24 protein-coding genes and 1 other RNA gene are annotated in these 25,173 nt (G+C 55.4%); 15 read left to right on the forward strand and 10 right to left on the reverse strand.

The features are described from left to right. Nucleotides 1-76 precede the first annotated feature (76 nt). The gene (locus JYG33_RS06770; RefSeq protein ID WP_207875226.1) at nt 77-1,012 is read right to left on the reverse strand and encodes a LysR family transcriptional regulator; all 936 of its coding nucleotides are present in this window, start codon (nt 1,010-1,012) and stop codon (nt 77-79) included. Between the two features lie 192 nt (nt 1,013-1,204). Here JYG33_RS06770 and JYG33_RS06775 point away from each other — a divergent pair, with 192 nt between their 5' ends. Continuing rightward, nucleotides 1,205-2,125: a 2-dehydropantoate 2-reductase gene (locus JYG33_RS06775; RefSeq protein WP_207875227.1), complete on the forward strand. Its 921-nt coding sequence runs from the start codon at nt 1,205-1,207 to the stop codon at nt 2,123-2,125. Nucleotides 2,126-2,167: 42 nt separating this feature from the next. Further along, nucleotides 2,168-3,469 carry an MFS transporter gene (locus JYG33_RS06780; RefSeq protein WP_207875228.1) on the forward strand — a complete coding sequence of 434 codons (1,302 nt, stop codon included), beginning with the start codon at nt 2,168-2,170 and terminating at the stop codon, nt 3,467-3,469. Between the two features lie 36 nt (nt 3,470-3,505). Here the strand turns inward: JYG33_RS06780 and JYG33_RS06785 are convergent, their stop codons facing one another. Together JYG33_RS06785 and JYG33_RS06790 are read right to left on the reverse strand one after the other, a co-directional pair. Continuing rightward, entirely contained in the window at nt 3,506-4,093 is a 588-nt protein-coding gene (locus tag JYG33_RS06785) for a TetR/AcrR family transcriptional regulator (protein WP_207875229.1), read from the reverse strand. Further along, nucleotides 4,094-4,549: a MaoC family dehydratase gene (locus JYG33_RS06790; protein ID WP_207875230.1), complete on the reverse strand. Its 456-nt coding sequence runs from the start codon at nt 4,547-4,549 to the stop codon at nt 4,094-4,096. Nucleotides 4,550-5,176: 627 nt separating this feature from the next. On the opposite strand from JYG33_RS06790, the gene JYG33_RS06795 reads away from it, so the two are divergent. Continuing rightward, nucleotides 5,177-6,919: an ABC-F family ATP-binding cassette domain-containing protein gene (locus JYG33_RS06795; RefSeq protein ID WP_207875231.1), complete on the forward strand. Its 1,743-nt coding sequence runs from the start codon at nt 5,177-5,179 to the stop codon at nt 6,917-6,919. A gap of 101 nt (nt 6,920-7,020) precedes the next feature. On the opposite strand, the gene JYG33_RS06800 is transcribed toward JYG33_RS06795, so the two are convergent. Next, the gene (locus tag JYG33_RS06800; protein ID WP_207875232.1) at nt 7,021-7,524 is read right to left on the reverse strand and encodes a GNAT family N-acetyltransferase; all 504 of its coding nucleotides are present in this window, start codon (nt 7,522-7,524) and stop codon (nt 7,021-7,023) included. Nucleotides 7,525-7,626: 102 nt separating this feature from the next. On the opposite strand from JYG33_RS06800, the gene fos reads away from it, so the two are divergent. Further along, complete coding sequence (gene fos, locus JYG33_RS06805; RefSeq protein ID WP_207875233.1) at nt 7,627-8,037, forward strand: fosfomycin resistance glutathione transferase; 411 nt, start codon at nt 7,627-7,629, stop codon at nt 8,035-8,037. A gap of 165 nt (nt 8,038-8,202) precedes the next feature. Here fos and JYG33_RS06810 read toward each other — a convergent pair whose 3' ends face one another. Together JYG33_RS06810 and JYG33_RS06815 are read right to left on the reverse strand one after the other, a co-directional pair. After that, nucleotides 8,203-8,694 carry a RidA family protein gene (locus JYG33_RS06810; protein ID WP_207875234.1) on the reverse strand — a complete coding sequence of 164 codons (492 nt, stop codon included), beginning with the start codon at nt 8,692-8,694 and terminating at the stop codon, nt 8,203-8,205. 205 nt (nt 8,695-8,899) lie between these two features. After that, a complete protein-coding gene (locus tag JYG33_RS06815) occupies nt 8,900-9,517 on the reverse strand; it encodes a LysE/ArgO family amino acid transporter (RefSeq protein WP_207875235.1) in 618 nt (205 codons plus the stop codon). A 110-nt stretch (nt 9,518-9,627) separates the two neighbouring features. On the opposite strand from JYG33_RS06815, the gene JYG33_RS06820 reads away from it, so the two are divergent. After that, on the forward strand, nt 9,628-10,527 hold the full coding sequence (locus tag JYG33_RS06820) for a LysR family transcriptional regulator ArgP (protein ID WP_207875236.1): 900 nt from the start codon (nt 9,628-9,630) through the stop codon (nt 10,525-10,527). A 116-nt stretch (nt 10,528-10,643) separates the two neighbouring features. Here the strand turns inward: JYG33_RS06820 and JYG33_RS06825 are convergent, their stop codons facing one another. Continuing rightward, on the reverse strand, nt 10,644-12,161 hold the full coding sequence (locus JYG33_RS06825) for a PLP-dependent aminotransferase family protein (RefSeq protein ID WP_207875237.1): 1,518 nt from the start codon (nt 12,159-12,161) through the stop codon (nt 10,644-10,646). A 105-nt stretch (nt 12,162-12,266) separates the two neighbouring features. Between JYG33_RS06825 and JYG33_RS06830 the strand changes: the two genes are divergently transcribed. Both JYG33_RS06830 and JYG33_RS06835 read left to right on the forward strand, forming a co-directional pair. Further along, the gene (locus JYG33_RS06830) at nt 12,267-12,920 is read left to right on the forward strand and encodes an FMN-binding negative transcriptional regulator (protein ID WP_207875239.1); all 654 of its coding nucleotides are present in this window, start codon (nt 12,267-12,269) and stop codon (nt 12,918-12,920) included. A gap of 129 nt (nt 12,921-13,049) precedes the next feature. After that, the gene (locus tag JYG33_RS06835) at nt 13,050-13,514 is read left to right on the forward strand and encodes an Rrf2 family transcriptional regulator (RefSeq protein ID WP_207875241.1); all 465 of its coding nucleotides are present in this window, start codon (nt 13,050-13,052) and stop codon (nt 13,512-13,514) included. Between the two features lie 10 nt (nt 13,515-13,524). Here the strand turns inward: JYG33_RS06835 and JYG33_RS06840 are convergent, their stop codons facing one another. Together JYG33_RS06840 and ssrA are read right to left on the reverse strand one after the other, a co-directional pair. Beyond that, nucleotides 13,525-14,148, reverse strand: coding sequence for a glutathione S-transferase (locus JYG33_RS06840; RefSeq protein WP_207875243.1), 624 nt, complete (start codon nt 14,146-14,148; stop codon nt 13,525-13,527). Between the two features lie 116 nt (nt 14,149-14,264). Next, nucleotides 14,265-14,626: a transfer-messenger RNA gene (ssrA, locus tag JYG33_RS06845) on the reverse strand. A gap of 145 nt (nt 14,627-14,771) precedes the next feature. Between ssrA and sstT the strand changes: the two genes are divergently transcribed. The 7 genes from sstT (at nt 14,772) to JYG33_RS06880 (ending at nt 21,321) form a co-directional block, all read left to right on the forward strand. After that, nucleotides 14,772-15,998, forward strand: a complete 1,227-nt coding sequence (gene sstT / locus JYG33_RS06850; RefSeq protein ID WP_207875244.1) for a serine/threonine transporter SstT — start codon at nt 14,772-14,774, stop codon at nt 15,996-15,998. 158 nt (nt 15,999-16,156) lie between these two features. After that, nucleotides 16,157-16,789: a LysE family translocator gene (locus JYG33_RS06855; RefSeq protein ID WP_207875246.1), complete on the forward strand. Its 633-nt coding sequence runs from the start codon at nt 16,157-16,159 to the stop codon at nt 16,787-16,789. Nucleotides 16,790-16,819: 30 nt separating this feature from the next. Continuing rightward, complete coding sequence (locus JYG33_RS06860; RefSeq protein WP_207875247.1) at nt 16,820-17,323, forward strand: nucleoside 2-deoxyribosyltransferase; 504 nt, start codon at nt 16,820-16,822, stop codon at nt 17,321-17,323. Nucleotides 17,324-17,532: 209 nt separating this feature from the next. Next, nucleotides 17,533-18,369, forward strand: coding sequence for a MurR/RpiR family transcriptional regulator (locus JYG33_RS06865; protein ID WP_207875248.1), 837 nt, complete (start codon nt 17,533-17,535; stop codon nt 18,367-18,369). A 188-nt stretch (nt 18,370-18,557) separates the two neighbouring features. Next, nucleotides 18,558-18,869 (forward strand): DUF485 domain-containing protein, encoded by a 312-nt coding sequence (locus tag JYG33_RS06870; RefSeq protein WP_207875249.1) that lies wholly within the window; start codon nt 18,558-18,560, stop codon nt 18,867-18,869. Then, nucleotides 18,866-20,530, forward strand: coding sequence for a cation acetate symporter (locus tag JYG33_RS06875; RefSeq protein ID WP_035272637.1), 1,665 nt, complete (start codon nt 18,866-18,868; stop codon nt 20,528-20,530). Before JYG33_RS06870 ends, JYG33_RS06875 begins: the two co-directional genes overlap by 4 nt. Before the next feature lie 128 nt (nt 20,531-20,658). Next, on the forward strand, nt 20,659-21,321 hold the full coding sequence (locus tag JYG33_RS06880; RefSeq protein WP_207875250.1) for a response regulator transcription factor: 663 nt from the start codon (nt 20,659-20,661) through the stop codon (nt 21,319-21,321). On the opposite strand, the gene JYG33_RS06885 is transcribed toward JYG33_RS06880, so the two are convergent. Continuing rightward, nucleotides 21,308-24,751 (reverse strand): PAS domain-containing hybrid sensor histidine kinase/response regulator, encoded by a 3,444-nt coding sequence (locus JYG33_RS06885; protein WP_207875252.1) that lies wholly within the window; start codon nt 24,749-24,751, stop codon nt 21,308-21,310. The genes JYG33_RS06880 and JYG33_RS06885 overlap by 14 nt on opposite strands. A 30-nt stretch (nt 24,752-24,781) precedes the next feature. Here JYG33_RS06885 and JYG33_RS06890 point away from each other — a divergent pair, with 30 nt between their 5' ends. Further along, nucleotides 24,782-25,114, forward strand: a complete 333-nt coding sequence (locus JYG33_RS06890) for a hypothetical protein (RefSeq protein WP_207875254.1) — start codon at nt 24,782-24,784, stop codon at nt 25,112-25,114. Nucleotides 25,115-25,173: the final 59 nt, after the last annotated feature.

The raw sequence follows: 25,173 nt of genomic DNA on the forward strand, positions 1-25,173 counted from the left end.
CCAGGCTCTACCGCTATAAAAAAACGCCTGATGCCATCGCATCGGGCGTTTTGCTTTCCAAGCCTCTGATCCGCATTCAGGTTTTCACAGATTTCTTGTTGATCAGATTCTGGATCTCGTCCAGGAACTTCAAGGCTGGGCCGGGCAAGCGGCCAAAGCGGCGGTAATAGGTAGAAAAGCGCCGCTCCTGATTCAGGCCTTCCACCATGATTTCCTGCACCATACCGGCCTGCAATTCAGCCAAATACATGGGGCGGCCCAGCCAACTAATAAAACCGGATTGCGTAACCAGGCTTTTCAATAAGGGAATGGACAAACTGGAAACCGTGACCGTAGGTGCAGACAAGCCTTTATCCAGAAACAGGGCCATCAAACGATTGTGTGGCTCGGTATTTTTAGGCACGAAGCACCAACGCTCCTGCAGCAAATCTTCCATCGTCACTTGCGGCCTGGACAATAAAGGATGCTGCGCCCCCACCACCACCCGCATGGTTTCGCTCCATTTTTCGTCACCGGCAACGGTGCGCTCGGTTTCTATGGTTTCAGGCGCAATCAGCAAGTCCAGATGGTAGTTCTCCAACTTTTCTACCAGACCATTCCAGATCCCTTCCGTGACCTCGATCTCTATCCCCGGCCAGCGATCCAGATAGGCCGCAATCGCCGTGGGTGCAAAAATGGCTGAGGTTCCCGCTGTCACTCCAATACGCAACACCCCGGTAGCCAAACCCCGTAGGCGATTCATCTCATTGCGGGCAATTTGCTCTTCCTGACTCAGTGTTTGCGCATGTGGTGCCAAGGCCGTGCCAAATGCCGTCAAACGCATGCCTCCCGAATGACGCTCAAACAGAGGCTCCCCAACCGCCTCCTCCAGGCGCTTGATGATGCGGCTCAAGGCAGGCTGCGTCAGGTTCATTTTGTCGGCGGCTCGACCTAGGGATCCAGTCTCGACCACCGCCAAAAAAGCGCGTAGTTCATTCAAGTTGTAGACCATACCGAACTGTAATGACTTCACCCTTAAATAGCAATATTCAGGAATACCCCTCGCTCCTACACTATCGAAAAAAAGATCAATCCTTGGGGGACAACAACATGCTTGAACTAGCACATCGTCTGGCCATCACGCACTACGTATTCCTTTTTTAAAAAATGGCTTGCCTTGCGCAAGCCATCCGCTTTCATCTTCCAAACCATGAACACAGCAACCATGAAAATTTGCATTGGTGGCGGCGGAGCTATGGGCAGCCTGTTTGCGTGGCAGCTCTGGCGCTCCGGTGCCCAAGTCCATATTTATGACCCCTGGGTCGAACATGTACAGGCCATACAGGCACAGGGTCTACGGGTGGATTACGCCCAGGGCCAGGACAGAGCAATGATTTCTGCCAGTACCGACGCAGGCGAGATTGGCCCCTGTGACGTCTTGATGATTTTTGGGAAATTCCATCAGACCGAAGCCCTGATTCAGGCCTGTCAGCCTGTGCTCCGACCCGACACCCTGATCCTGACCTTGCAAAACGGCCTGGGCAATATCGAGATTCTGAAAACCGCCAACCCTCGGCATCGCCTGGCTTTTGGCCTGACCACGCTGACCAGTGAGCTACATGGCCCGGGCCATATCGAGTCCAGCTACAGCGGCATGGGCGAGACATTTTTCTGGCCCTTGGACGGACAGATCAGCAGCATCGAAACCCGCCTTGGCCACTTGCTCAGCAGCCCTATCGGCACCATGAGCCTGGACGCGCAAATTGAACTGCGTATCTGGAAAAAACTGGTGATCAATTGCTGCCTGAACACCGTCTGCGCCCTGGCCAACAGCAATGTGGCCCAGGTCGCGTCCACAGAAGGCGTCTGGCAACTGTTCGAGAACATCATCAGTGAAATCGTGACCCTGGCAGCCATGAAAAAAATCCCGCTCACCCGTGATATGGCCTTGTCGTATTTAAGCCAGGTGTGTGAGGACGCTGCGGATCACTTCCCGTCCATGGTGATGGACATACGGCGTGGCAAACGCACCGAGATCGACTGTCTGAATGGCGCCATCGTCCAGCAGCTTAAAACGCGTGGCATCCCTGCACCCTGCAATGAGACGGTGACCTCGCTCATCAATGTTTTAGAGGCGCGAGCCTGAATACCCAAAAGAAACCATAAAAAGCACTATCAGGAGGAAATAATGGCTGGAACGACTTACTCGGGCGCTGCTTGGCCAGTGCCCACCCGCATCACCTTACGAGTTGTATTTCTGTGTTTTTTAGCCATCTTGTTTGAAGGCTACGACGTCGGCGTCATGGGGGCGATCTTACCTGCCCTGGCGGCTGATAAAGCGTGGGAACTGACACCACTGGAGCTGGGCGCACTAGGCAGCTACGCCTTGCTGGGCATGTTTTTTGGCGCACTGGCCATAGGCACACTCAGTGATATGGTCGGCCGCAAGAAAATGCTGATTCTGTGTGTGGCGGGGTTCTCCCTGTCCATGGCAGGCGCAGCCTGGGCTCCCACTCCGACTGTCTTTGGCATCTTCCGCTTTTTAGGAGGGCTGGCGCTGGGTGGTGTGATTCCTGTCGCTGCGGCCTACACCATCGAGTTTTCACCCCCGCAGCGCCGTAGCCTGAACTATGGCCTGATGTACTCGGGCTACTCTTTGGGAATTTTGTCCTCGGCTCTGTTTGCCATCTGGCTACTGCCCCAGTTTGGCTGGCGAGAAGTCGTCGCCGTGGGTGCCCTGCCTATTATCTCCGTCCCCTTTTTGATCAAGTTTCTGCCTGAATCACTGGATTACTTGCAGACCAAAGGACGTCACACAGAGGCCTTGGCGCTGGCAAACAAGCTGGGCATGAACGCCCTGCCCGTCGCCAGCACTACCGAACCGGTACAAGCCAACTGGCGCAGTGTGCTACGAGCCATCTTTGGCCCCGGCTATCTGCGTGCCACCGTCTGCTTCTGGATGGCCCTGTTTTTCGGCATGATGCTGGTCTATGGCCTGAACACCTGGTTGCCGCAAATCATGCGTCAGAACGGTTTTGATCTGGGCTCCAGCCTGATGTTCCTGGTGGTATTCAGCCTGGCCTCGGCCATCGGTGGTGTATTCCTGGGTAGCCTGGCGGATCGCAGCGGCCCGCGCCGTATTGTCTTCCTGTTTTACCTGCTGGGTGGCCTGGCCATTCTGGGCCTGATGCTGGGGAATTCACTGCTGACCAACTACATTCTGGTGGCACTGGCGGGCATAGGCAGTATTTCCACATCCCTGATTCTGACCGGGTACCTGACCAACTACTACAGCCCCCATGCACGTGGTACGGCAACCGGCTGGGCCATGAGTTTTGCACGCCTGGGGGCCGTTTGTGGTCCGCTGGTAGGGGGCTATATCGGTAATCTGGGCTTGGCCGTAAGCTGGAACTTTATTGTGTTCTCGGTGGCAGGCCTGGGGGCGGCATTAATGGTAGCCGCCATTCCGGCTCGCCCTGCGGGGGAGTAGACCTATGCGTGCCCCTGCACCAGCCGATCTCACTTTTTAATCGGACTCGCTACCCGGCAAGGCTGCCAACACAGCAGCCTGCATGGTTTGCGCAAATGCCGTATCACCCACGGCACGGCTGATCATGCCTGTGCCCAGCATGGCCGCAAACAAAAGCATGACTTGTTCCTCGGACTGCTCGGCACCGGCCTGCAGCGCAACCGCCCGGAACTGCTCGAACAGGCTCTCCACCCCTTCGCTATAAATCGCAGTGGTCTGGGCACCCGAAGGCGAACTGCTGGCCAAGGATGAGAAGGCCAGAATCGGGCAGCTTTGGGTTTGGGGGCGGTGCTTGAAGTAACGCCGCATCAAGGCTTGAAAACCTTGCACCGCATCCTGCTCATAACGCTGATTGATCCGTTCCCAGGAATCAAAGGACTGCGTAAACGCAAAGCGTGACGCTTCCTCAACCAGAGCCTCTTTGGACGCGAACTGCTTGTAAAAAGCACCTGCCGTCAGGCCAGCCTCTTTCATGATGTCGCCAATAGAGACCCCTTCCACCCCCTGTTTGCGAAACAGTCGGCAAGCCGTTTCCAGCACCCGCTCTCGGTTTCGTTCGGCCTGCTCACGCGAGACTCGCCCCATTCAAAGCTCCGGACGACGAAAGGCAATCAGCTTGGCAATCAAGCGCTGACACAACTCATTATTCTGGTTCAGGGTGTGCGACTCTACCGTCACCATTCCCCTGTCCGCTTTAGAGCGCGAGGGCTGAATGTCGATGATTTTACTGAGCACATGCAAGACATCGCCCGGACGCGTTGGGCGCGGCCAATCGATCTGCCCACCGGCCCCAATAATCCCCTGACTGAACACCAGACTGTCTACCAATAGTTTCATGGTGATGGCCGCGGTATGCCAACCACTGGCCGCCAAACCTTGGAAAAACGTGTCCTTGGCCGCTTCTGCATCCAGATGAAAGGGTTGCGGATCAAACTGGCGAGCAAAGCTGACAATTTGCGCTTCATCCATCGCATGTTCCGCGCTGCGAAACTCCATTCCCAGGGCCAGATCTTCAAGATAGACAGGTGCTATAAGGCTCATCCGAATGCTCTCTAGAAAGTGTGTGAGTGCGGCTCACTGCCCGCACAAATAGATTATGTATGACAGCTATCCTGTCACAGCCATTTATCAAAAGCAAGAATAGATTATCCCCATACTCTATTTTAACAAGAGTGATCATTCGGCTTCATCGGAAAGGTAGTGGCGAATCCCCAAAGACACCGCAGCTACAAAAACCGTGAAATGCGCCTTTAATGCGACACATCCTCACAAAACCCACCCCCTTTGTTTTCCAAGCCCGCCATCCTGACTACAATTGCATCCTTGCGGTTTTTGCCGAGGCGCACGGTGTTTCATACCTGCCTTGGCACAACCAGTCCTTACCCTGCTCCGAGGCCGCAAACCCGTTCACAAAACGGCGCTTTGCATCCGCTTCAAGCATGGCTAACCCATTGATTAAGAGGAGATCCTACACCTATGTGCAAATTCATTTATGCACTCTTCTTTGGTATAGAGAGCGGCTCAAGTTCTCGATTTCGCAGCGCGATAATCTAGACTTGAGCGAAGCAAAGACCGACTGAATTACTTCACTCAGGCCTCAAGAATTATCGTCAGCTTCTATTGACGAGGATGCGCTGTACCCGCGCACCTGAAAAACTTGAGCATGTCATGAGTACATTACTAGCAGTCCACTCCCTCTCTTACGAGACCCCATCCGGCCCTTTATTCAAAGAACTGTCCCTCACTATCAAGGCCGGGGATCGAGTTGGACTTATTGGCCACAACGGTTGTGGCAAAAGCACCCTGATCAGCCTGCTTTGTGGCGAACTGACGCCCAAGGAAGGCAGTATTTCGCGATCCAACCATTGCATCCTGGCACGTGTTGAACAATACCTGTCAGCGGATCTGCACGCCTTGAGTTTGCTAAATGCCGTACTGGCTGCCCTGCCTGCAGACCAGCACAGCACGGATGCCTGGCGGGCAGAAACATTGCTATCTGAAATGGGCTTTCAGGAGCAGGACTGGCACACCCCCATTCATGCCTTGAGTGGCGGGCAATACACGCGCCTGCTGCTGGCTCGGGCCCTGATTACCCAGCCCGACCTGCTCTTGCTGGACGAACCCAGCAACCACCTGGACTTGCCATCTTTACTGTGGCTGGAAGGCTTTTTAAGCAATTGGCGTGGCAGCTTTGTGCTGGTGTCCCACGATCAGCGCCTGCTGGATCAGGTGACCAACAGCACCATTATTTTGCGTGATCGATCACTCTCTTTTTTCTCGCTACCTTGCTCAGCAGCGCGTGAGGAACTGCAAAACCGGGATGAGGCGGACTTCCGTCGTCATCAAGGCGAGCAAAGGGAAATTGATCGCATCGAACAAAGCGCAAAACGTCTGGCCATTTGGGGCCAGGTTTACGACAACGAAACCTTTGCCCGTAAAGCCCAAAGCATGGAAAAACGGCTCTCCAAGCTGCGGGACAGCCAAACCGATCTGACGGACGGCACGCCCTGGACCTTGCAACTGCATGGTCTGGACATGAAGGCAGATCGTTTGCTGGATATCGTGGATATGACCGTCAGCCCGGCAGAGAACCTGCCTGCGCTCTTTCAGGTGCAAGGCCTGCAAGTGCGCAGCGGGGATCGCATTGGTTTGGTGGGACGTAACGGCTGCGGGAAATCCTCTTTGCTGCGCCAGCTCTGGCGATACTGGCAGGCAGAGTTCGAGACCACAGCCTTGAAGTTTCACCCACAAGGCCGCGTAGGCTATTACGACCAGGATCAGCAGCTATTGGACGGCTCCAAAACCTTGCTGCATGCGCTGCAGGATTTTTCCTCCCTGCCGGATGATGTCAGAAAAATGGCGCTGATCAGTGCCGGTTTTCCGTATCTGCGGCATGCGCAGCGGGTGGATAGCTTAAGTGGAGGCGAGCGTGCTCGGCTGATGTTTATTGCCCTGTCGCTGGCCAACTATCATCTGCTGTTTCTGGATGAGCCCACCAACCACCTGGATCTGGAAGGCAAAGAAGAACTGGCAGAGGAACTGTGCGAATTCAAAGGCGGTTTTATCCTGGTCACCCACGACCGGGAGCTGCTGGAGAAAAGCTGCAATCGCTTCTGGCTGGTGGACGAGGGTTCCTTGACGGAAATGCTGGACCTGACGCAGTTATATACCTCTCTAGTCCAGACAGATCAAGCAGAGGAATCCTCCCCAGCTTCCAGCCCAGGCACATTGGGCACGAAGACAGCTATATCAGCCCCCTCCAGCGACGACAGTTTGCTGGAACAACTGATTGAGCTGGAAGGCAAACTGGAAGCGGATCTGGCACGCAAGCCCAAGCATCAAAAGCCTGGCTTGCAAGAGGTCTGGCAAGCGGAAATCCACAAGCTGCGCCAAGCCTTGAATCTGGAGTAATCCAGACCTTATGTCTTGCCTGTTCAACAGATCCGGCAAGGCATAAAAAAACAGCCCCTTGTTGTCAGTTTCAACAAGGGGCTGCCTTTATCTGTCTGGTTTTAATCCGCTAAATCCAGCACCAAAGTTTGTGACTTCAAAGGGGAACCCTCACGTAAAGGCTCGGGCTCTCCGCGGGGTACAAAGCCGTAGTTTTCATACAGCCGGACGGCTGCTTCATTCGTCAGGGTCACACCCAAACGCACACACGCTGCTTGTCTGTTTTTTGCCCATTTAACCGCGGCATCCAGCAGACCAAAACCTGCCCGCAAACCTCGCGCGGATGGTGCCACCCACATCTGATAAATATCGGCCACAGCGGGTTCCGAGGCAGACAGCTTGCACCAGACAAGACCACAAGCCTGCCCCTCTCTTTCAGCGAACAAGACGCGGTCCGTCTGCGATGCGCACGCGGCTTCAATTCGCTCCATCCAGAAACGCTCGGCATGTACAGACTCCGCAACGTAAGTGCTGCCAAAGGAGTCAGGCGAATCACGCAGCGCATTTAATCGTAGCGCTTGATAGGTACGCCATTCATACGGCTGAACGGGGCGAATAAGAATCACACCACATCCTTTATAAAGAAAATTTGAGATGCTACTTTAGACAGACCCCGCCCCCCCGTAAAGGCGGTGCAAGGACTCTTTCCTTCTAGACCAGGAGAATTCATGCTAAGTGGACTTAACCACCTGACCTTGGCCGTGACACAACTGGAACGCAGTATCACTTTCTACCAAGCAATACTGGGTTTCAAACTGGATGCCTGTTGGGCAGGCGGCGCGTACCTATCGTTAAATGATTTATGGCTCTGTCTCTCTCTGGACAGCACACGTCAAAACATGAGCACAGCGGATTACACGCATTACGCTTTTTCAACTACTGCAGCAAATTTCCCCAAGATAGTAGAACAGCTACGCCAGCAACACGTACGCGAATGGAAAAGCAATGCAAGCGAGGGCGATTCATTTTATTTTCTGGACCCCGATGGGCATCAACTTGAAATCCATGTCGGCTCGCTGGCCTCTCGTTTAGCTCAATGCCGCCTCAAGCCCTATAAAAATATGCAGTTCTTTGTCTAACACATAAAACGACCTGCTCTACGTTTTCACTTTGCTCCGATTACAAATGCTCCACGTAAACAGCCCACCTTAAAGTGGACTGTTTACGTATTCGACTGTATCCGGTACATCATGGGCATCTAACAACTGGCAGGCAGTCATGTCATAAACCCGCCATTACCTGGCTTATGGCCGTACGGCTGTCACCTCCAGCTCGACCAGCCAACCTGGGTTCACCAGAGCCTGGACCACCATGGCAGATCGCACCGGCAGATTTGGCTGGTCCTTGGTACCAAAGTACTTGGAGTAACCTGCCATGAAACCATCAAAATCCAGTTTTCCACCCTCTGGAGCAACCAGGAAAGCCTGCATCTTGATAATGTCCCCGACCGACATCCCCATGCCTTCCAACTGAGCCTTGATCTGCTCCATGATGGACTCGGTTTGCTGCTGCATGGTGCCATAAGCAGCGGCACTAGCCGCATCGGCCGACTTGTCTCGTACGGCCGGGACAGTGCCGCTTAAATAGACCGTGGTTTTACCGGCGGGCACTTCCACCGCCGTCAGAATCGGGAAATCCGAATTGGGAATAGGATGGCGCTTTACATCCTGCGCCAGCGCCGGGGCAGCCAAACTACTGATAAGTGCAGCACCAGCAAGCATCTTCACGACATTCATCGTTCTCTCCTGATTGAAGGTTCAAAAATCAAGACTTCATTAGGTTTACGCTCTTCCCTGAGTCTATTTAATTTCAGAAACCGGCTCACCGTTCAATCCGTTATCTTTTGATTCAAAAAACCTGGCTCGCTGCGCACCACAGTACAGATCACCGTTCACTGTCGGTGTGGGCTGTTCAGGCACAAAATGCAGGTGAAAATACGGTTTAGTGCAAAGGCCGCATCAAGAGCAACGCACACAAGGCCAACATGAAAACCGCAATACTGCCATCCAGCACCCGCCATGCCAGAGGCTGACGAAAAACGGGTTGTAGCAGCCGGGCACCATAGCCTAAAGCCAGGAACCAGGTCGCACTGGCGATACAGGCTCCCAAGGCAAACGCCCACTGCAATTGGCCGGGATAAGGCGTAGACAAGCTACCCAACAGCACCATCGTGTCCAAATACACATGGGGATTTAAAAGGGTGAAAGCCAAACAAGTCAGGACAATACGACGGCGCTTACGCTCGCTCCCCTGCCCTGCCAGCAAACTGCCTTTGCCCGTCCAGGCCCGTTGCGCGGCCAGCAGCCCATACCAGGCCAGAAACGCAGCACCACCAAAACGTAGCACTTGTAGCAAACCTGGCCATTCGCGCACCAGGGTGCCGATACCGGCTACCCCACACAGGATCAACACAATATCGGCCAGCGCACAGATGCCTACCACCAAGCCCACATGACTACGCTCCAGGCCCTGTCGCAACACAAATGCATTTTGCGTGCCAATGGCCATGATCAAGCCTGCACCCGTCAGAAAGCCAGTTGCGACAACGGAGAAGAACATGCCATCTACCCACGAAATTTGAAAACTGCGCTATGGTGCGGTCATTTACGGATTAAGAAAAGCTAATTATTCTTTATCAAGTTAAGAACAGCTAATCAAACAGGCAAATCATGGATCTGCTGAATCCACAGCTAAGAGCATTTACAGCCGTCCTGGAAGAAGGCAGTTTTGAAGCAGCCGCACGCACGCTCTACATCACAAGCTCGGCCGTCTCACAACGGATCAAAGCGCTGGAAGACAGATTGGGGCAAGTACTGGTTCTGCGCCAACCGCCTTGCCGCCCGACACCCGCAGGGGAGCGGCTGCTACGTCGCGTACGCCCCATGCAAGTGCTGGAAGCGGAGGCACTGGCGGACTTTCTGCCAGAAAAAAATGGGCCTCGCCGACCTATTACGATTGCAGTCAATAGCGACTCTCTGGACACCTGGTTTCTGGCTGCCTTGGCCAAACTGAGCCAGGATCACGGCTACTTGTTTGATGTGCGCGTGGACGACCAGGACCACACACTGGAGCTGATACGCAATGGTTCCGTGCTGGGAGCCGTCACCGCCGAACCCACGCCCTTGCAAGGTTGCGAGGTCCAGGACCTGGGCATCATGCGCTATCAGGCCATTGCCTCCCCGGCATTTGTCGCCCGTCACTTTTCCTTGGGAGTGAATGCCAAGACCCTGGATCACGCTCCCATGATCGTCTTTAATCGCAAGGATGAATTGCAGTGGCGTTTTATACGTCAGATCACGCCAAGAACGATGGCTCCGCCGATTCACTACTTGCCCACCTCAACCGGCTTTGTGAAGGCGGCGGCATTAGGGCTAGGCTGGTGTCTGGCCCCGGAGACCCTGGTGAATGAGGCCTTGGCGGCGAAGGAGCTAGCATTGATCGCCCCCGGTCTTTGTCTGGATGTCCCCCTGTATTGGCAGCATGCCGCGATTCGATCCAGCACCTTGAAAAACATGAGTACGGCACTACAACAGGCGGCCAGCACCTCTTTGCGTTCAGCTCAGAACTAATCCGTTTTCTCCTGCTTTTTGCTGATTTTTCAGGCTTCAACAGGCAGGCTTTGAGATACCGATGAGCACATTGCATCCGTGCCCTATCAGCTCAACTTTTTAAGCAAGCAACACGGTCAACTAGCGTCAGATTTCTTCTTCGATTTATGGGCTTGAGCCAGCTCGGCAATAATGCGCGCCAGCTTTTTAGCAGCCTTTGTCATTTGCTCCGGACTAAACGCACTCAAGCCTAAAATCAGCCCTGGCCTCCCATCACCAGCCTTGTACATGGTGGACACTGGACGCACTGCCACGCCCTCTTTCAAGGCTCGTTGAGCCACCGCCACATCATCAATATGCTCAGCCAGCCACAGCACAGAATGCATGCCCTGATCGCAGGGCTGCAAGCGTGCCAATTCGCCCGGCAGGACCGCGCTGACAATCTCAAAAAGGTGATTGCGACATTGGGTATAGATCCCGCGCATGCGTCGGATATGACGCTCCAGATGCCCCTCTGAAATAAAGCTGGCCAACACGTGCTGATCTGCACTGGGCGGGTGTCGATCCAGCAAGATACGCGCCCCGCAAAAGGCCTTGACCAACTGCGGCGGCACAATCGCATAAGCAAGGCGCAAAGACGGAAAAAGCACCTTGCTAAAGGTCCCCAGATAAATCACCCGCTCCGGGTCCAAACCCTGCAAGGAAGGAAAGGGATGACCGGAATAGCGGAACTCGCTGTCGTAATCATCCTCGACAATCCAGGCGGATTTGGCACGTGCCCAGGCCAGCAAGGCATTACGTCGCGCCATGCTCATGGGCATACCTAAAGGGTATTGATGCGAGGGAGTCACAAAGGCCACTCGCGCATCCGCTTTCACGCGTATCCCCGCCTCTACATCCAGGCCCTCCTCATCCACGGGGACACGAACCATACGATCCGGTGCACCTACCGTATTCAAAATAGCGGTGATACCCGGATAAGCCGGATTCTCTACCCAGGCAAAATCCTCTCGGCCCATCAAGATCAGGCAAGCCAGAAACAGGCCTTGCTGAGTGCCTGTCGTCACAATCACCTGTTCTGCTTCGCAACGGACCGAGCGGGAGCGTCTTACATACTCCGCAATGGCTTCCCGTAACGGCAAAGCACCTTGCGGATCTCCATAACCTCCCGGCGCCCCCAGACCATGAGATCGCAGGCGATTCCCCAAACGTCGCCACACCGGTCCAGGCGAAGCAGCGCCAAGCGGAATCGACACGGCAAAAGGCACAGGGGGCAGCGGCTCAAATTGTGCGGCCACGGCATTGAATGGCTCGGCAGAGGGTGGCGACGGTTGGGTGGCAAGGGCCACGTTGCGGTGTTTGGTGGACCGAGCTTCAGAGCTGCTCAGTGCATGAGCAATGTACGTGCCTACGCCCGGAGAAGACTCCAGAAAACCTTCAGCAATCAGTTGCTCGAACGCCTCCACCACCGTTCCCCGCGCAACCCCCAGCGAACTGGCCAAGGCGCGGGTAGAGGGCAAGGCATCACCCGCTTTAAGTGCACCACCTTTAATCGCCTCACGCAGTTTCTGAGCCAATTGCCGCCCTAAAGAACCGGCACTGCGGTCCAGCTCGCCAAGGGATGGAATCTTCGGGTTAAGGGCCGTTCGGGACATGCTTGTGGTCCATAAAAATAGCGGCAAACTGGTACAAGTCAGTAAACCAGAATAGACCAATAATAGACACATCGAAGCTGAACCCCAAGCCCTTCAAAGAGAACGATGTATATTCCCGCCCACTTCAATGAATCCAGACCTGAGCAACTGCACGAGCTGATCGCCCAACATCCTTTGGGCATTCTGATTGCCCATGGCAAAAGCGGCTTGAGCGCCAATCACCTGCCCTTCATGCTGCACCCCAAAGAGGGCGAGCAAGGCGTCTTGCACTGCCACGTCGCCAGAAATAATCCCGTCTGGCAGGACATCGACAATGGGGATGAAGTGATGGTGATTTTTCGGGCCGGGGACGCCTATATCTCCCCACAATGGTTTCCGAGCAAGCACGAAACCCACAAGCAGGTTCCGTCCTGGAACTACATCGTGGCCCACGCCTATGGACGGGTGACGATACGCGATGAGGAGCGCTATGTTCGCGGTGCCGTGGCACGGTTGACTCGCATCCACGAAGCCAGTCAGCCTGTGCCCTGGAAAATGACGGATGGGCCCAAAGACTATATCGATGCCATGCTCAAAGCCATTGTCGGGATTGAAATTGAAATCACGCGACTAATTGGCAAGACCAAACTGAGTCAGAATAAAGAGGCTCGGGATGTGGAGGCGGCATCAGCAGCGTTAATCAGCCAAGGTGATCATTTCATTGGCAATGCGATGCAGACGGCGGCAGCAGACAAACGGGCACAAGAAGCCGAGAAATAAACAAGGTGACGGGCCCGCGGCAAGGCATCAGCCCTGCCCGATCTGACTATCCCCTTCTTGCTACTTATAATGTGACATCGTGCACCGAGACACCCTCCCCCTTCTCCGGTGCATCACAAGGTCAAGAATATGAGAAGTGATAGTCGGCTCTCCCGCATGCTGCATGTTTTGCTGCACATGGCCAGGCACGATCAGCCATTTACCTCCGAGCAAATCGCCACCATGCTCAGCACCAATCCCGTGGTCGTCCGACGCACCATGGCGGGCTTGCGCAAGGCAGGCTACGTGCGCTCCGAAAAAGGCCACGGGGGCGGCTGGACACTAAGCTGTGATCTAAAAGAAGTCACGCTGCTGGACATACACAAAGCGGTTGGGGGACCGCACATCTTCTTTATCGGCCACGAGAACGAGAACCTAAGCTGCGGTGTCGCCAAAGTGGTCAACGCCGCCTTGGGCGATGTGCTCAAGGAAGCGGAGGCCCTGGTCATGCAAAGGCTGGAAGCCATTCCCTTGGCAGAGCTGCTGGCCGAGTTTGAGCAACTCCATGAGGCAGAAAGGCGTTACGCCGTGCTGAACACAGCGCAACACACCTAGAGAATGTCGCTCAGGCGGCGGCCTCGGCCACCGCCTTGCGCACAGCTTCACGTGCCCCTACCCGCTCCAGATAGGCACTGAGTTTGGGGAATTGGCTCATATCAACCGAATCGCCTTCCAGCCAGCCACCGACGGTATACAGGTACGCATCGGCCACGCTGAACTGCTCGCCCAGCACCCAGGGACCGGTAATCAGGGATTCCAGATACGCCGCACAAGCCCTCATGTTTTGCGGCACCTTGGCCCGCATGGCCTCTTCCGCAGCAGGATCATCTGCCCAACGGGAACCACGACGCTTGTGCGCGTGAGCCACATGCACGGTGGATGCCAGATAGCTGTGCAGCTCCTGCATACGGGCGAACGCAAAAGGGTCATTCAAAGGAGCCAGCTTGGCAGCCGGAAAGCTCTGGGCCACAAAAGCCAGCAAAGCCGGGGTTTCCGTCAAAGCACCCTGCTCTGTCACCAGCGCCGGAACACGCCCCTTGGGATTGACGCACAGAAACTCCGGGCTTTGCTGTTGATTCGCACCAAAATCCAGCTTGACCACATCAAAGTCAGCCCCTGCTTCATGCAGTGCAATATGAGTTGCAAGCGCGCAGGTTCCTGGCGCGGAATAGAACACCCAACGAGACATGTCGATCTCCTTTTGTCCATAAAACGAAGGGATCATTATGACGCTGAAGTGGTGTTGGGCAAGCAAAAAACAAAAAACCCAACAGCCGTTAAGCTGTTGGGTTTCTTGGGATTTCTTGGTGGAGTCGGGGGGAATTGAACCCCCGTCCGCAAGCCGTCCACAGACAGTTCTACATGTGTAGTCAATTAATTTTAAGTTTTAACCTTGGACTGTGCCAATTGACAGGCCTTTCCTTGGCGATCCACTAAGTTTTAGAACCGGACTACGTGGCACAGGCCGATTCGATTCTTTGTAAATAACACTGCTGTAGGTTGCCCTACCTAACCCAAAGACAAATTAGTGCAGTGGCCCAGCCTTAAGCGGCTAGAGCGAAACGCTCGTCGTTGGCGTTTATAGTTTTCCAGTGGATTTACGAGCGTACTGGTGCTCGACACGCCCTGTGCTGCTTCTTGACCCACGTCGAAGCCATGTCGACCCCATGTGGATTAGCAACCATATCACACTGGCTACAAAATGTATAGCTCGTGGTGCTAGAATAACCCTCTTCCGCGCTCTGGCTGAGTCCTCGCCAGAGCGTTTTTTCACGTACTTCACACCTACCCTTTTGTCTGGAGTCGCTTTTCATGGCCCATCCCGCCAATCAAGCCAGAGGCCCATTAGGCTTTATCCTGCATGGCAGTCTTGTTACTCAAATTGTGATCGGTTTGATCGCCGGTATTTTGCTGGGGCGCTTTGCTCCTGATGCCGCACACTCGATCGCCCTGCTTGGTCAATTGTTTGTCTCTGCCTTGAAGTCGGTAGCGCCGATTCTGGTGTTTGTGCTGGTGATGTCTTCCATTGCCAATCAGAAAGCCCAGTCCTCCAGCCGCATGGGTCCGATTTTGCTCTTGTATGTTCTGGGCACCTTCCTGGCCGCGCTGATTGCCGTGATCGCCAGCTTTGCCTTCCCGGTCAAGCTCAAGCTGGATCTGGCCGACGCCACCCTGAACCCACCCGGCAATATCGTTGAGGTGTTGCTGGATCTGCTGACCAGCATTGTCGTCAACCCGGTTGATGCCTTGCTCAACGCCAATTACATGGGCATTTTGGCCTGGGCTATTGCTCTGGGCCTGGCGCTGAAACACGGCTCGCAAGGTTCGCGTGACCTGCTGACCGATATGGCCAATGCCGTCTCCTCTCTGGTGCGTCTGGTCATTCGCTTTGCGCCACTGGGGATTTTTGGTCTGGTCGCGGTCACCATTGCTGAGTCCGGCTTTGACGCACTGCACCAATACGGCTTGTTGCTGCTCGTACTGGTAGGCTGCATGCTGGTGGTAGCCTTGGTCATCAATCCCTTGATTGTGTTCGCCAAGCTGCGTCGCAACCCTTACCCGCTGGTATTCACCTGCCTGCGTGAAAGCGGTATCACAGCCTTCTTCACCCGCAGTTCGGCTGCCAACATCCCTGTGAACATGGCTTTGTGCGAACGTCTGGGCCTGCATAAAGACACCTACTCTGTTTCTATTCCGCTGGGTGCCACGATCAATATGGCCGGTGCTGCTGTCACGATTACCGTGCTGACGCTCGCTGCAGTGCATACACTGGAAATCCCCGCTGACCTACCTACCGCTCTGCTACTGAGCCTGGTTGCTACGATTGCTGCATGCGGTGCATCTGGCGTTGCAGGTGGCTCTTTGCTGCTGATTCCACTAGCATGCAATATGTTCGGTATCTCCAACGATATTGCCATGCAGGTTGTTGGCGTAGGCTTTGTCATTGGGGTGGTGCAAGACTCGGTAGAAACAGCCTTGAACTCCTCAACCGATGTGCTGTTCACCGCTGCGGCAACACTCGAACCAGGCCGTGCCTGATTTGATACCTTGACGCACAAGGGGCCAGCCATTCAGGCTGGCCTTTTTTGTATATAGTCCAAGCCAAACCCGATCGCATCAGCCCAGACAGCAGCCATACTGTAGCGTGCTGGCTCCGCCAGATGCTCCTGCAGCCTAGCCTTTATCAAGGAATCTTCGTGGATTTAGCCAGCCTTTCTCTGTATATCATTGCCGTGTCGGCCGTCACTATCATGCCGGGCCCCACCATGCTGCTTGCCTTGAACAATGGCGCACGTGGCGGCAAGCGAATTGCGGCCTGTGGTATTGCAGGTGCCGCACTCTCGGACCTGATTCTGATCGCCGCCGTGGGCTGTGGACTGGGGGCGCTACTGCTGGCTTCCGAACAGCTTTTTAGCGTGGTGAAATGGATTGGTGCAGCCTATCTGCTGTATCTGGCCTATGGGCTCTGGAATGCTCCGGTCAGCGCTATCCAGACAGAAACCTCTACAGAAAAAGTCCTGTCTGGCCGGGCCGCCTTTCTGCGCTCCTTGCTGGTCGCCTTGTCCAACCCAAAAGGCCTGCTGTTCTTCTCTGCCTTTCTGCCGCAGTTCATCCGCCCGGAAGACGCGATTGCCAGCCAGTACATTACATTGGCGCTGATTACCGCCTTTATTGATATTGCCCTGATGACGGTCTACGCCATAGGGGGCCATCACGCCATGCGACTGCTGTCGGGCCAGGCCATGCGCTGGCTGAACCGGGGCTGCGCAGGCATGCTTGCAGGCCTGGGTATTGCGCTAAGCCTGTATCGACGCAGCAACTCCAACTAAGCCTGATTGTTTGCTCACCAAGGAGCCAATATGAAGCGTATCTATTTAGCGGGCCCTGACGTTTTCTTCAGCGATGCCACCGAGCGCGCCAAGCTGCACAAGCAATTGGTACGGGACTTTGGCTTCAAGCCCTTGCATCCCGTTGACCAGGAAGAGATCGAGGCCTCCTCCATCTACCATCACAATATTCGCCTGCTGGACCAAGCTGATGCTGTCGTAGCCAACATCACCCCTTTTAGAGGGGCAGAAATTGATACCGGCACCGCCTTTGAAATTGGCTATGCCGTGGCCCTGGGTTTACCTGTTTTCACCTACCGCTCCACGGCGGACACCGTACTGGATACGGTGCGCGAACACTACAGCCCCGTCGTGCTGGACCCCGCCAGCCAGCTCTGGCGCGATCGCAATGGGGCTCTGATTGAAGATTTTGGCTTGCCTTCCAATTTGATGGTGGCGATCAGCACGGAGTTTGTACACGGCTCTTTTACAGATGCCCTGATTGCGGTGCAAGATTATTTCAAAGCCATAAGCTGATTCGTTCATCAGAAAAACTCTGCTTATTAATCAAGAAGAAGGAATCAAACAGGGCTGAAATTAAACGGATTTAGACGGAATTAAACGCCCTGCGCACTCAGGTATCATGTGGCCTTGAAATCTTCGACCAGGCAATACAAGCCGCAACCTTGGCTCTATAGCAGCACCCGCTTTCCTTGATTGAAAAAAACAGGGCAACGCCCCGCACCATGCCAGACATCAGCAACATTTCCTTTTTTGACCGTGTACGCGCCATCCTCAGCGACCTCCCCGCCTCCGAGCGACGTCTGGCTCAATTCACGCTGGAGTTTTCAGGTGATCTATCCAGCTACAACGCGTCGGAACTGGCCAGCCTGGCGCACGTCTCCAATGCCACCGTCACACGTCTGATTCGCCGTCTGGAATACGTGAACTACGAAGCCGCACGCAAACAGATTCGTACTGAACGAAAAGACGACTCCCTCACCACGATCACACAGCCGCTTTCCCCCGGTGAAACGGCCCTGAACACGCATCTGCAAGAAAGCTATAGCAAGCTGGGCAATACCTACCGACACCTGTCGCACTCCGTTTTGCTTGATGCCAGCCAGGCCATTAGCCACGCGCGCCAGATTTGGCTGGTGGGTTTGCAGGCAAACTACTTCCTGGCGGGGCATTTTTACTGGCATTTATCCCGATTCATGCCCGGCGTAAGGCTGATCCCCGGAGCAGGCCAAACCGTCTCGGAGTACCTGGCCGACATCAATAGCCAGGATGTCATCCTGATTTTTGATTTGCTCCCCCGACATGCTCAGATGCCGGAGCTGATCCGTCTTCTGGAAAGCCGCTGTGCGGATATTGTGCATATCACGGACCAGGACTACAAAGAGCGGCCCAAAACGCGCTGGCCTCTGCCCTGCCAGCCAGGGCTTGAGCAGCAGCCTGATAATGCGGCGGCCGTTGCCAGCGTGTCTCATCTGCTCTTGTCTGAAGTTCTGAAGGTCAGCGGCGTCACTCACCGGGACAAGCCAGCACAGGAACTTGCCACGGCCGAAGCGCTTTTTTAATACCGTCCAGAGCATAAAAAAGGCACCGCCTCCCCCCTCATCTACGACCAAAGTCGCCTGTCAGGAAAAGTTGATTCGTTCTATACATGCTGTACATAGAGCGCCCCCAAGCGCCCACTCTTTGTACATGCACTGTGTTCAGAGAGCCTCGATGCTAAGAATCATCAACCCTATAAGGAGACATAACGATGAGCTCAGCCAACACTGTCGTCACGGCAGTAACCCAGCACCCCGCCTATCAAGAGTTGCTCAGAAAACGTAACCGCATGAGCCTGATCTTCTTTGGCTTAACCGTCATTGTTTACGCAGGCTTTATCTTGACGCTGGCCTTTGACCCCGAGCTCTTTAGCCGCCCCGTGGGGTCCATGACCATGACCATTGGGGTGCTTAGCGCCGCCATTGTGCTTATCAGTGCCGTTGTTCTCGTTTCCACGTTCGTCTACATCTCCAACAAGGTTTATGACCCCTTGCTGGCTCAAATCATGAAGGACGTGACATGAAGAAACTACTTCTGAGCCTGGGCCTGTTTGGCATGGCCAGCGGCAATGCCATGGCGGCCTCATCCGGCCAGGCCAATACCTCTGCCATCGTCATGTTCCTGATCTTTATTGCCGGGACCATGGTCATCACCTGGTGGGCTGCTCGCCGCACACGCACCACATCGGACTTTTATACGGCTGGTGGCGGTTTGACCGGCTTTCAAAACGGCCTGGCGATTGCCGGAGACTATCTGTCTGCCGCCTCCTTCCTGGGGATTGCGGGCATGGTGTACGTCAGTGGTTTTGACGGCATGATTTACGCCATCGGCTTCATGTTCGGCTGGCCGGTTGTGATGTTCCTGATTGCCGAGCGCCTGCGCAATCTGGGCCGCTACAACTTTGCCGATGTGACCTCATTTCGCCTGTCCCAGAACCCCATGCGGATTCTGGCGGCCAGCGCCTCCCTGCTGATCATTGCCCTGTATCTGATCGCGCAAATGGTCGGCGCAGGCAAGCTGATCGTGCTGCTGTTTGGTCTGGACTACAACGTGGCCGTGGTGATTGTGGGTTCCTTGATGATGATTTACGTCACCTTTGGCGGCATGACAGCCACCACCTGGGTGCAAATCATCAAGGCCGTACTGATGCTGTTCGGTGCCACACTGATGACGATTCTGGTTCTGGCTGCGTTCTACTGGGATGTGGACAGCATGCTGGCCGCCGCCGTGGAAACACACCCTACCGGACACGCCATTCTTGAACCCGGCGCTGCCGTCAGCAGCAACCCGCTGAACGTACTGTCCCTGGGTATTGCACTGGCCTTCGGTACCGCAGGTCTGCCCCATATCCTGATGCGTTTCTTCACCGTGGCCGATGCCAAGGAAGCCCGCAAATCGGTTATCTACGCCAGCAGCTTTATTGGCTACTTCTACCTGCTGACCTTCATCATCGGTTTCGGTGCCATCGCCTTGCTGGTCAAGCATCCCGAGTACTTCCAGACTGGCCCGGATGGCTCCTTCAACATGCTGACCAACCTGATTGGTGGCACCAATATGGTGGCGGTGCACCTGGCCAATGCAGTAGGCGGCAATCTCTTGCTGGGCTTCCTGGCAGCAGTCACCTTCGCCACCATTGTGGCCGTGGTCGCAGGTTTGGCTCTGGCTGGTGCCGCAGCCATTTCGCATGACTTGTACGCCAACGTCATAGCCAAAGGACGCGCAACCGAAAAAGACCAGATGCGCATCTCGCGTATCTCCACGGTGGTTCTGGGTGTACTGGCGATTTTGCTGGGCATTATTTTTGAGAACCAGAACGTCGCCTTCATGGTGGGCCTGGCCTTTGCCATTGCAGCCAGTGCCAACTTCCCGGTCCTGGTGCTGTCGATTGCCTGGCGTGGCTGCACCACGCGTGGTGCCACCATTGGCGGCTTCCTGGGCTTGGTCACCGCCACGGTGTGGGTGGTCTTGAGCAGCACGGTATGGGTGGATGTATTCGGTTTTGCTGAGCCCATCACCCCCTTCCCTAACCCTGGCATCCTGTCCATCCCGCTAGCTTTCTTCTCGATCTGGCTGTTCTCGACCCTGGATAACAGCGCCCGCGCTACCCAGGAACGCGAAGCCTTCGAGGCTCTGACCGTACGCAGTCAAACCGGCATTGGTGCGGCCAGCGCCAGCGCTCACTAAAGCTTTTACGCTGATTTGATCAGCATGCAGGAACAGAAAACAGGGCATTTCGGTGCCCTGTTTTTACTGATGTGCAGCTCATCCAGGCAGGCACCATTACAGAAACTTGGACATGGCATAATCCCCTCATGAATGAACTGCTCATTGCTGACGATCACCCGCTATTTCGTGAAGCGTTACGAGGAGTCGTAGCCAGCCTGTTTCCCGGCACGGCCATCTACGAAGCGGATCGTATCTCCAATTTATATCCACTGGTCGACGACCATCCTGACGCCGATCTGCTCCTGCTGGATCTGGATATTCCGGGGGCTATTGGTTTCAGTGCGCTAGTCCATTTGCGCGCGACCTACCCCTCCCTGCCCATCATTCTGGTCACCGCCCATGAAGAGGCCCGTTTCATGCGCCGCGCCATGGATCACGGCGCCATGGGTTTCATCCCCAAATCCATTGATGCACAAACACTGGGTGTGGCCTTGCAAGTGGTTCTGGATGGCGGCACCTGGCTGCCGGACATCGGCTCCTCCGCCCCCGGCATCAGTCTGGACGAACGCGAAGTGGCCGCGAAACTGCGCGAGCTGACGCCCCAGCAGTTTCGCGTGCTGCAAATGCTCAGCACCGGGCAACTGAACAAGCAGATTGCCTATGATCTGAATGTCTCAGAGGCCACCATCAAGGCGCACATGACGGCCATCCTGCGCAAGCTGGGAGCTTCCAATCGTACCCAGGCCGTCTTGATGGCCAGTCATCTTGGCCTGAACCAGGATGAAGCCCAGGACACTAATACGTTTTAATTTGCGCAGTCAAGAAAGCTCGCAGCGAAGCGGGCTTTACCGGCTTGGTCAGCACCAGATAACCGTATTGGCGGGCAGCGGCTTTCAGTTCATCACTTCCGTCCGCCGTTAATAAAGCACCTTGTGCGTGGGGCAAATGCAGGCGCAATAATTGCAGTGCCTGCAAGCCGTCCAGACGATCATGCAAGTGATAGTCCACCAACAAGACATCTGGGTTCAGCTCGATTTTCTCCAAAGCACTATCCACTGTATTCGCGGTAATAATCTGTGCCCCCCAACGGCCCAGCAATACCTCCATGCCCGCAAGAATATCCAGATCATTATCCAGGCACAGTACCCGCAAACTTTTCAAAGCCAAGCCATCGGCAGGTTGGCTGGACTCATTGCTTGGGTGACTGCTGGCCTCACAAGCCTGACTCAAGGGCACACGAATCGAAAACATGCTGCCGCGCCCCACTTCTGATCGTACATCCAAGGTATGGCCCAGCAGGACGGCAATCCGCTGGCAAATCGACAAGCCCAGACCCAGGCCACGGCCATCCCAATCAAAAGCCTGCTCGTAGCGATGAAATTCCGCATAAATCTGCTGAATGTGATGAGGCGGTATACCTTGGCCGGAGTCCCAGACCTGAAACTCCAGCTCCTCGCCCCGAACCCGCACACCGAACACTACCCGCCCTTCCTGGGTATAGCGCAAAGCATTGGCCAGAAAGTTCTGCAGCACCCGCCGCAGCAAACGATGATCGCTATACACCCGCAGCGGGCGGGCATGTATCCGCAACTGAATGCCGCGCCGTGCCGCCATGGGAGCATATTGATCCGCCAAATGCTGCAACAGGTGCTGGACATTGATCACGCCCAGATCCGGCTTCAAGGCACCAGCATCCAGCCGGGAAATATCCAGCAGGCCTTCCAGCAATTCCTCCGCCGTACGCAAAGAGGTATCGACCCGTTCAGCCAGATTGGGCATTTCCACAAGATCATGGGTATCGCGCAAGGCCGAGGCAAACAGGCGTGCCGCGTTAATCGGTTGCAGCACGTCATGGCTGACCGCAGTCAGGAAACGGGTACGGGACTCCTGCGCTTTTTCCGCCTCCTGCGTGCGCACCGCAACGCGCTGCTCCAGACTGTCGTTCATCTCACGCAACTCGCGCTCCACACGCTTGTATTGTGTGATGTCGCTATAGCTGGTGACGTAGCCACCGCCCGGCAAAGGCCGCCCCCGCAACTCGACCACCTGCTTGTCATTCAACATGCGCTGGGTAACATAGGAAGAGCCTTCGCGCATGAACTGAATACGACGTTCGATAGCCTGCTCCACCCCTATGCTTTCCACGCCATCAACCTTGCCCCGCTCCGCATTAAAACGGATCAGGTCCGCCACAGATCGGCCTACATACAACATGCTGGGCGGGTAATCGAATAGCTGTTGGTAGCGTTGATTCCAGGCGACCAGACGCATATCTGCGTCCACCACACTGACGCCCTGATCAATATTTTCCAGCGTAGCCAGCAAAATATCCCGGTTGAAACGCAGCTCCTGACCCGCCTCATCCAGCACGGCCATAATGGCCGCTACCTCCATGCCCGAACCACGCAAGGCACTGGTCAAGACCAAACGAGCGGACGCTGCTCCCACTGCGGCCGCCAGCAAGAGCTCGGTGAAATGCACCCAGGCACTGTCAGCCTTCAAACCCGGTTCCAGCGATTGCTTGAGCTGTCGGGCCTGCGTCTCAAACGCACGCCGCGCCATCTTCTTGCCAACAATACGCTCGGCCAGCAGCAGCAAATCCTGTACCGACAAATCCCCATACGCATGTCGTGCCGCCAGGGTCTGACGTTCCGCATACGGATTCAGAAACGGCTCGGCACGCAAGCGCTCCCCCAGCCCCGGACGTCTGCGCCAGGACACCCACAGAAAGGCGCTGATATTGCACAACAAGGACCAGAACGTGCCATGCGTCAGCGGGTCCCAACCCTCCAGCCCGAAGAGCTGATAAGGGCGCAACCAGGACAGCCCCAAGGGCCCCTGATGCAACCAGTCATCTGCCAGCAAACCGACCTCGGTCAGCGTTGGCAGGAGCAAGGTATAAACCCAGATCGCAAAGCCCAATAAAAGACCGGCCTCCACCCCTTGCCGACTGGCACCGCGCCAATACAAACCACCGATCAAGCCTGGTCCAAACTGAGCAACTGCCACAAAGGCCATCAAGCCATAGGCCGCCAAGGTCGTGTCACTGCCACTGAGCATGTAATAACCGTAAGCCACTCCGGCCAGCACCATGATGGCGACACGACGTATCCATAGCACCGTAGAGGCCACAGTGCTCTGTTGGTACTGGGCCCAGCCCCGGCGCAGCAACAAGGGCATGACCAGATCGTTACTGACCATGGTGGAAAGCGCCACGCTGGTCACAATGACCATACCCGTCGCCGCAGAAAAGCCGCCGATATACACCATCAAGGCCAGTCCCACCTGGTTTTGCGACAAGGGCAATGCCAGCACAAAGCTATCCGGTGCCACGCCCTCGGCCCCAGTGCCAAACAGGCTGACACCCGCTGCTGCAATGGGTAAAACCATGACACTGACCAGCAGCAGATACGCCCCAAATAGCCAACGTGCCCGGCGAATATCAACCACGTCACCACACTCGACAATAGCCACATGGAACTGGCGAGGCAAACAAATAATGGCGGCAAAGGCCAGCAAGGTCTGCCCCACAAACCCCACCGGCGGGCTGCTCTCGAACAGGGTACTGACGGCCCCCACCATATTAAGTTCAGCCTTTCCGAACCAGCGAACGGCGAACAGACCGACAGCCACCAACGCCACCAGTTTCACCACGGACTCAAAGGCCACCGCCAACATCAGACCCGGCCTGTGCTCGGTAGCATCCACTTGGCGCGTGCCAAACAGAATGGAAAACAAGGCCATCAGAATGGCCACATACAGGGCCGGATCCCCCAGGAAACTGGCATGAAATTCCGTGCCAGCCAGCACACTCAAGCTCAAGGCCACGGCCTTGTACTGCAAGGCCAGATACGGCACCGCTGCCACCACAGCGATCCCGGCCACCATCGCCGCCAAACGCTGCGAGCGTCCATAACGGCTGGCCATGAAGTCAGCAATGGAAACCGTATTCTGGGATTGGGCCACCAGGGCAAGCCGTTCAATTATCCGCCAGCCAAACAGCAGCATCAAAAACGGGCCTAAATAAATCGGCAAAAAACCAATGCCATAGCGTACAGCCGAGCCGACCGCCCCGTAAAACGTCCAGGACGAACAGTACACAGCCAAGGCCAGGCTGTAGACCGTGGGTCGCAACCAGGGGCGCTGGGTATACAAGGGATTCCTGTCCCCGAACCAGGCAATCGCGAACAAAATTGCGGCGTAAATCAAAGAAGCCAACACCACCCAAGCTGGCGTCATCTGCACTGTCTCCTACTTTGGTATAACGCGATGATTTTTCTCGCGATTGTGAGTAATACTAAGACAGTTCCTGCGGGATCTGGACTTGGAAAACTAGGGCTTATCACCTATACCCAATTTGAATTTCAGGACGGATCTCTTGGGGCAAGCAGCACACGCAGCATCATGGGCTACGGTGAAGATCACCTCACCACCCAACAGGCCCGAAACAATGTCTGCATCCCTGTCGTCATGCCGTATCAAACGACCGCAGCAAAACAAGGCGCAGGCGGTATTCAAGCCAGCGCTGCGTCACCTGTTCGGACAAGGATTTCTCGTCTGACATCACAAGAAGAAATAGAGCGTTTCAAACCCAGGGACTAGGGCCCCGGTCTGGAACTCATCTATCACTCGCAAACGGAAACGCCCCGACAAAAAAACTA

The sequence above is a fragment of the Alcaligenes sp. SORT26 genome (assembly GCF_017377875.1).
GTDB lineage: Bacteria > Pseudomonadota > Gammaproteobacteria > Burkholderiales > Burkholderiaceae_B > Alcaligenes > Alcaligenes parafaecalis.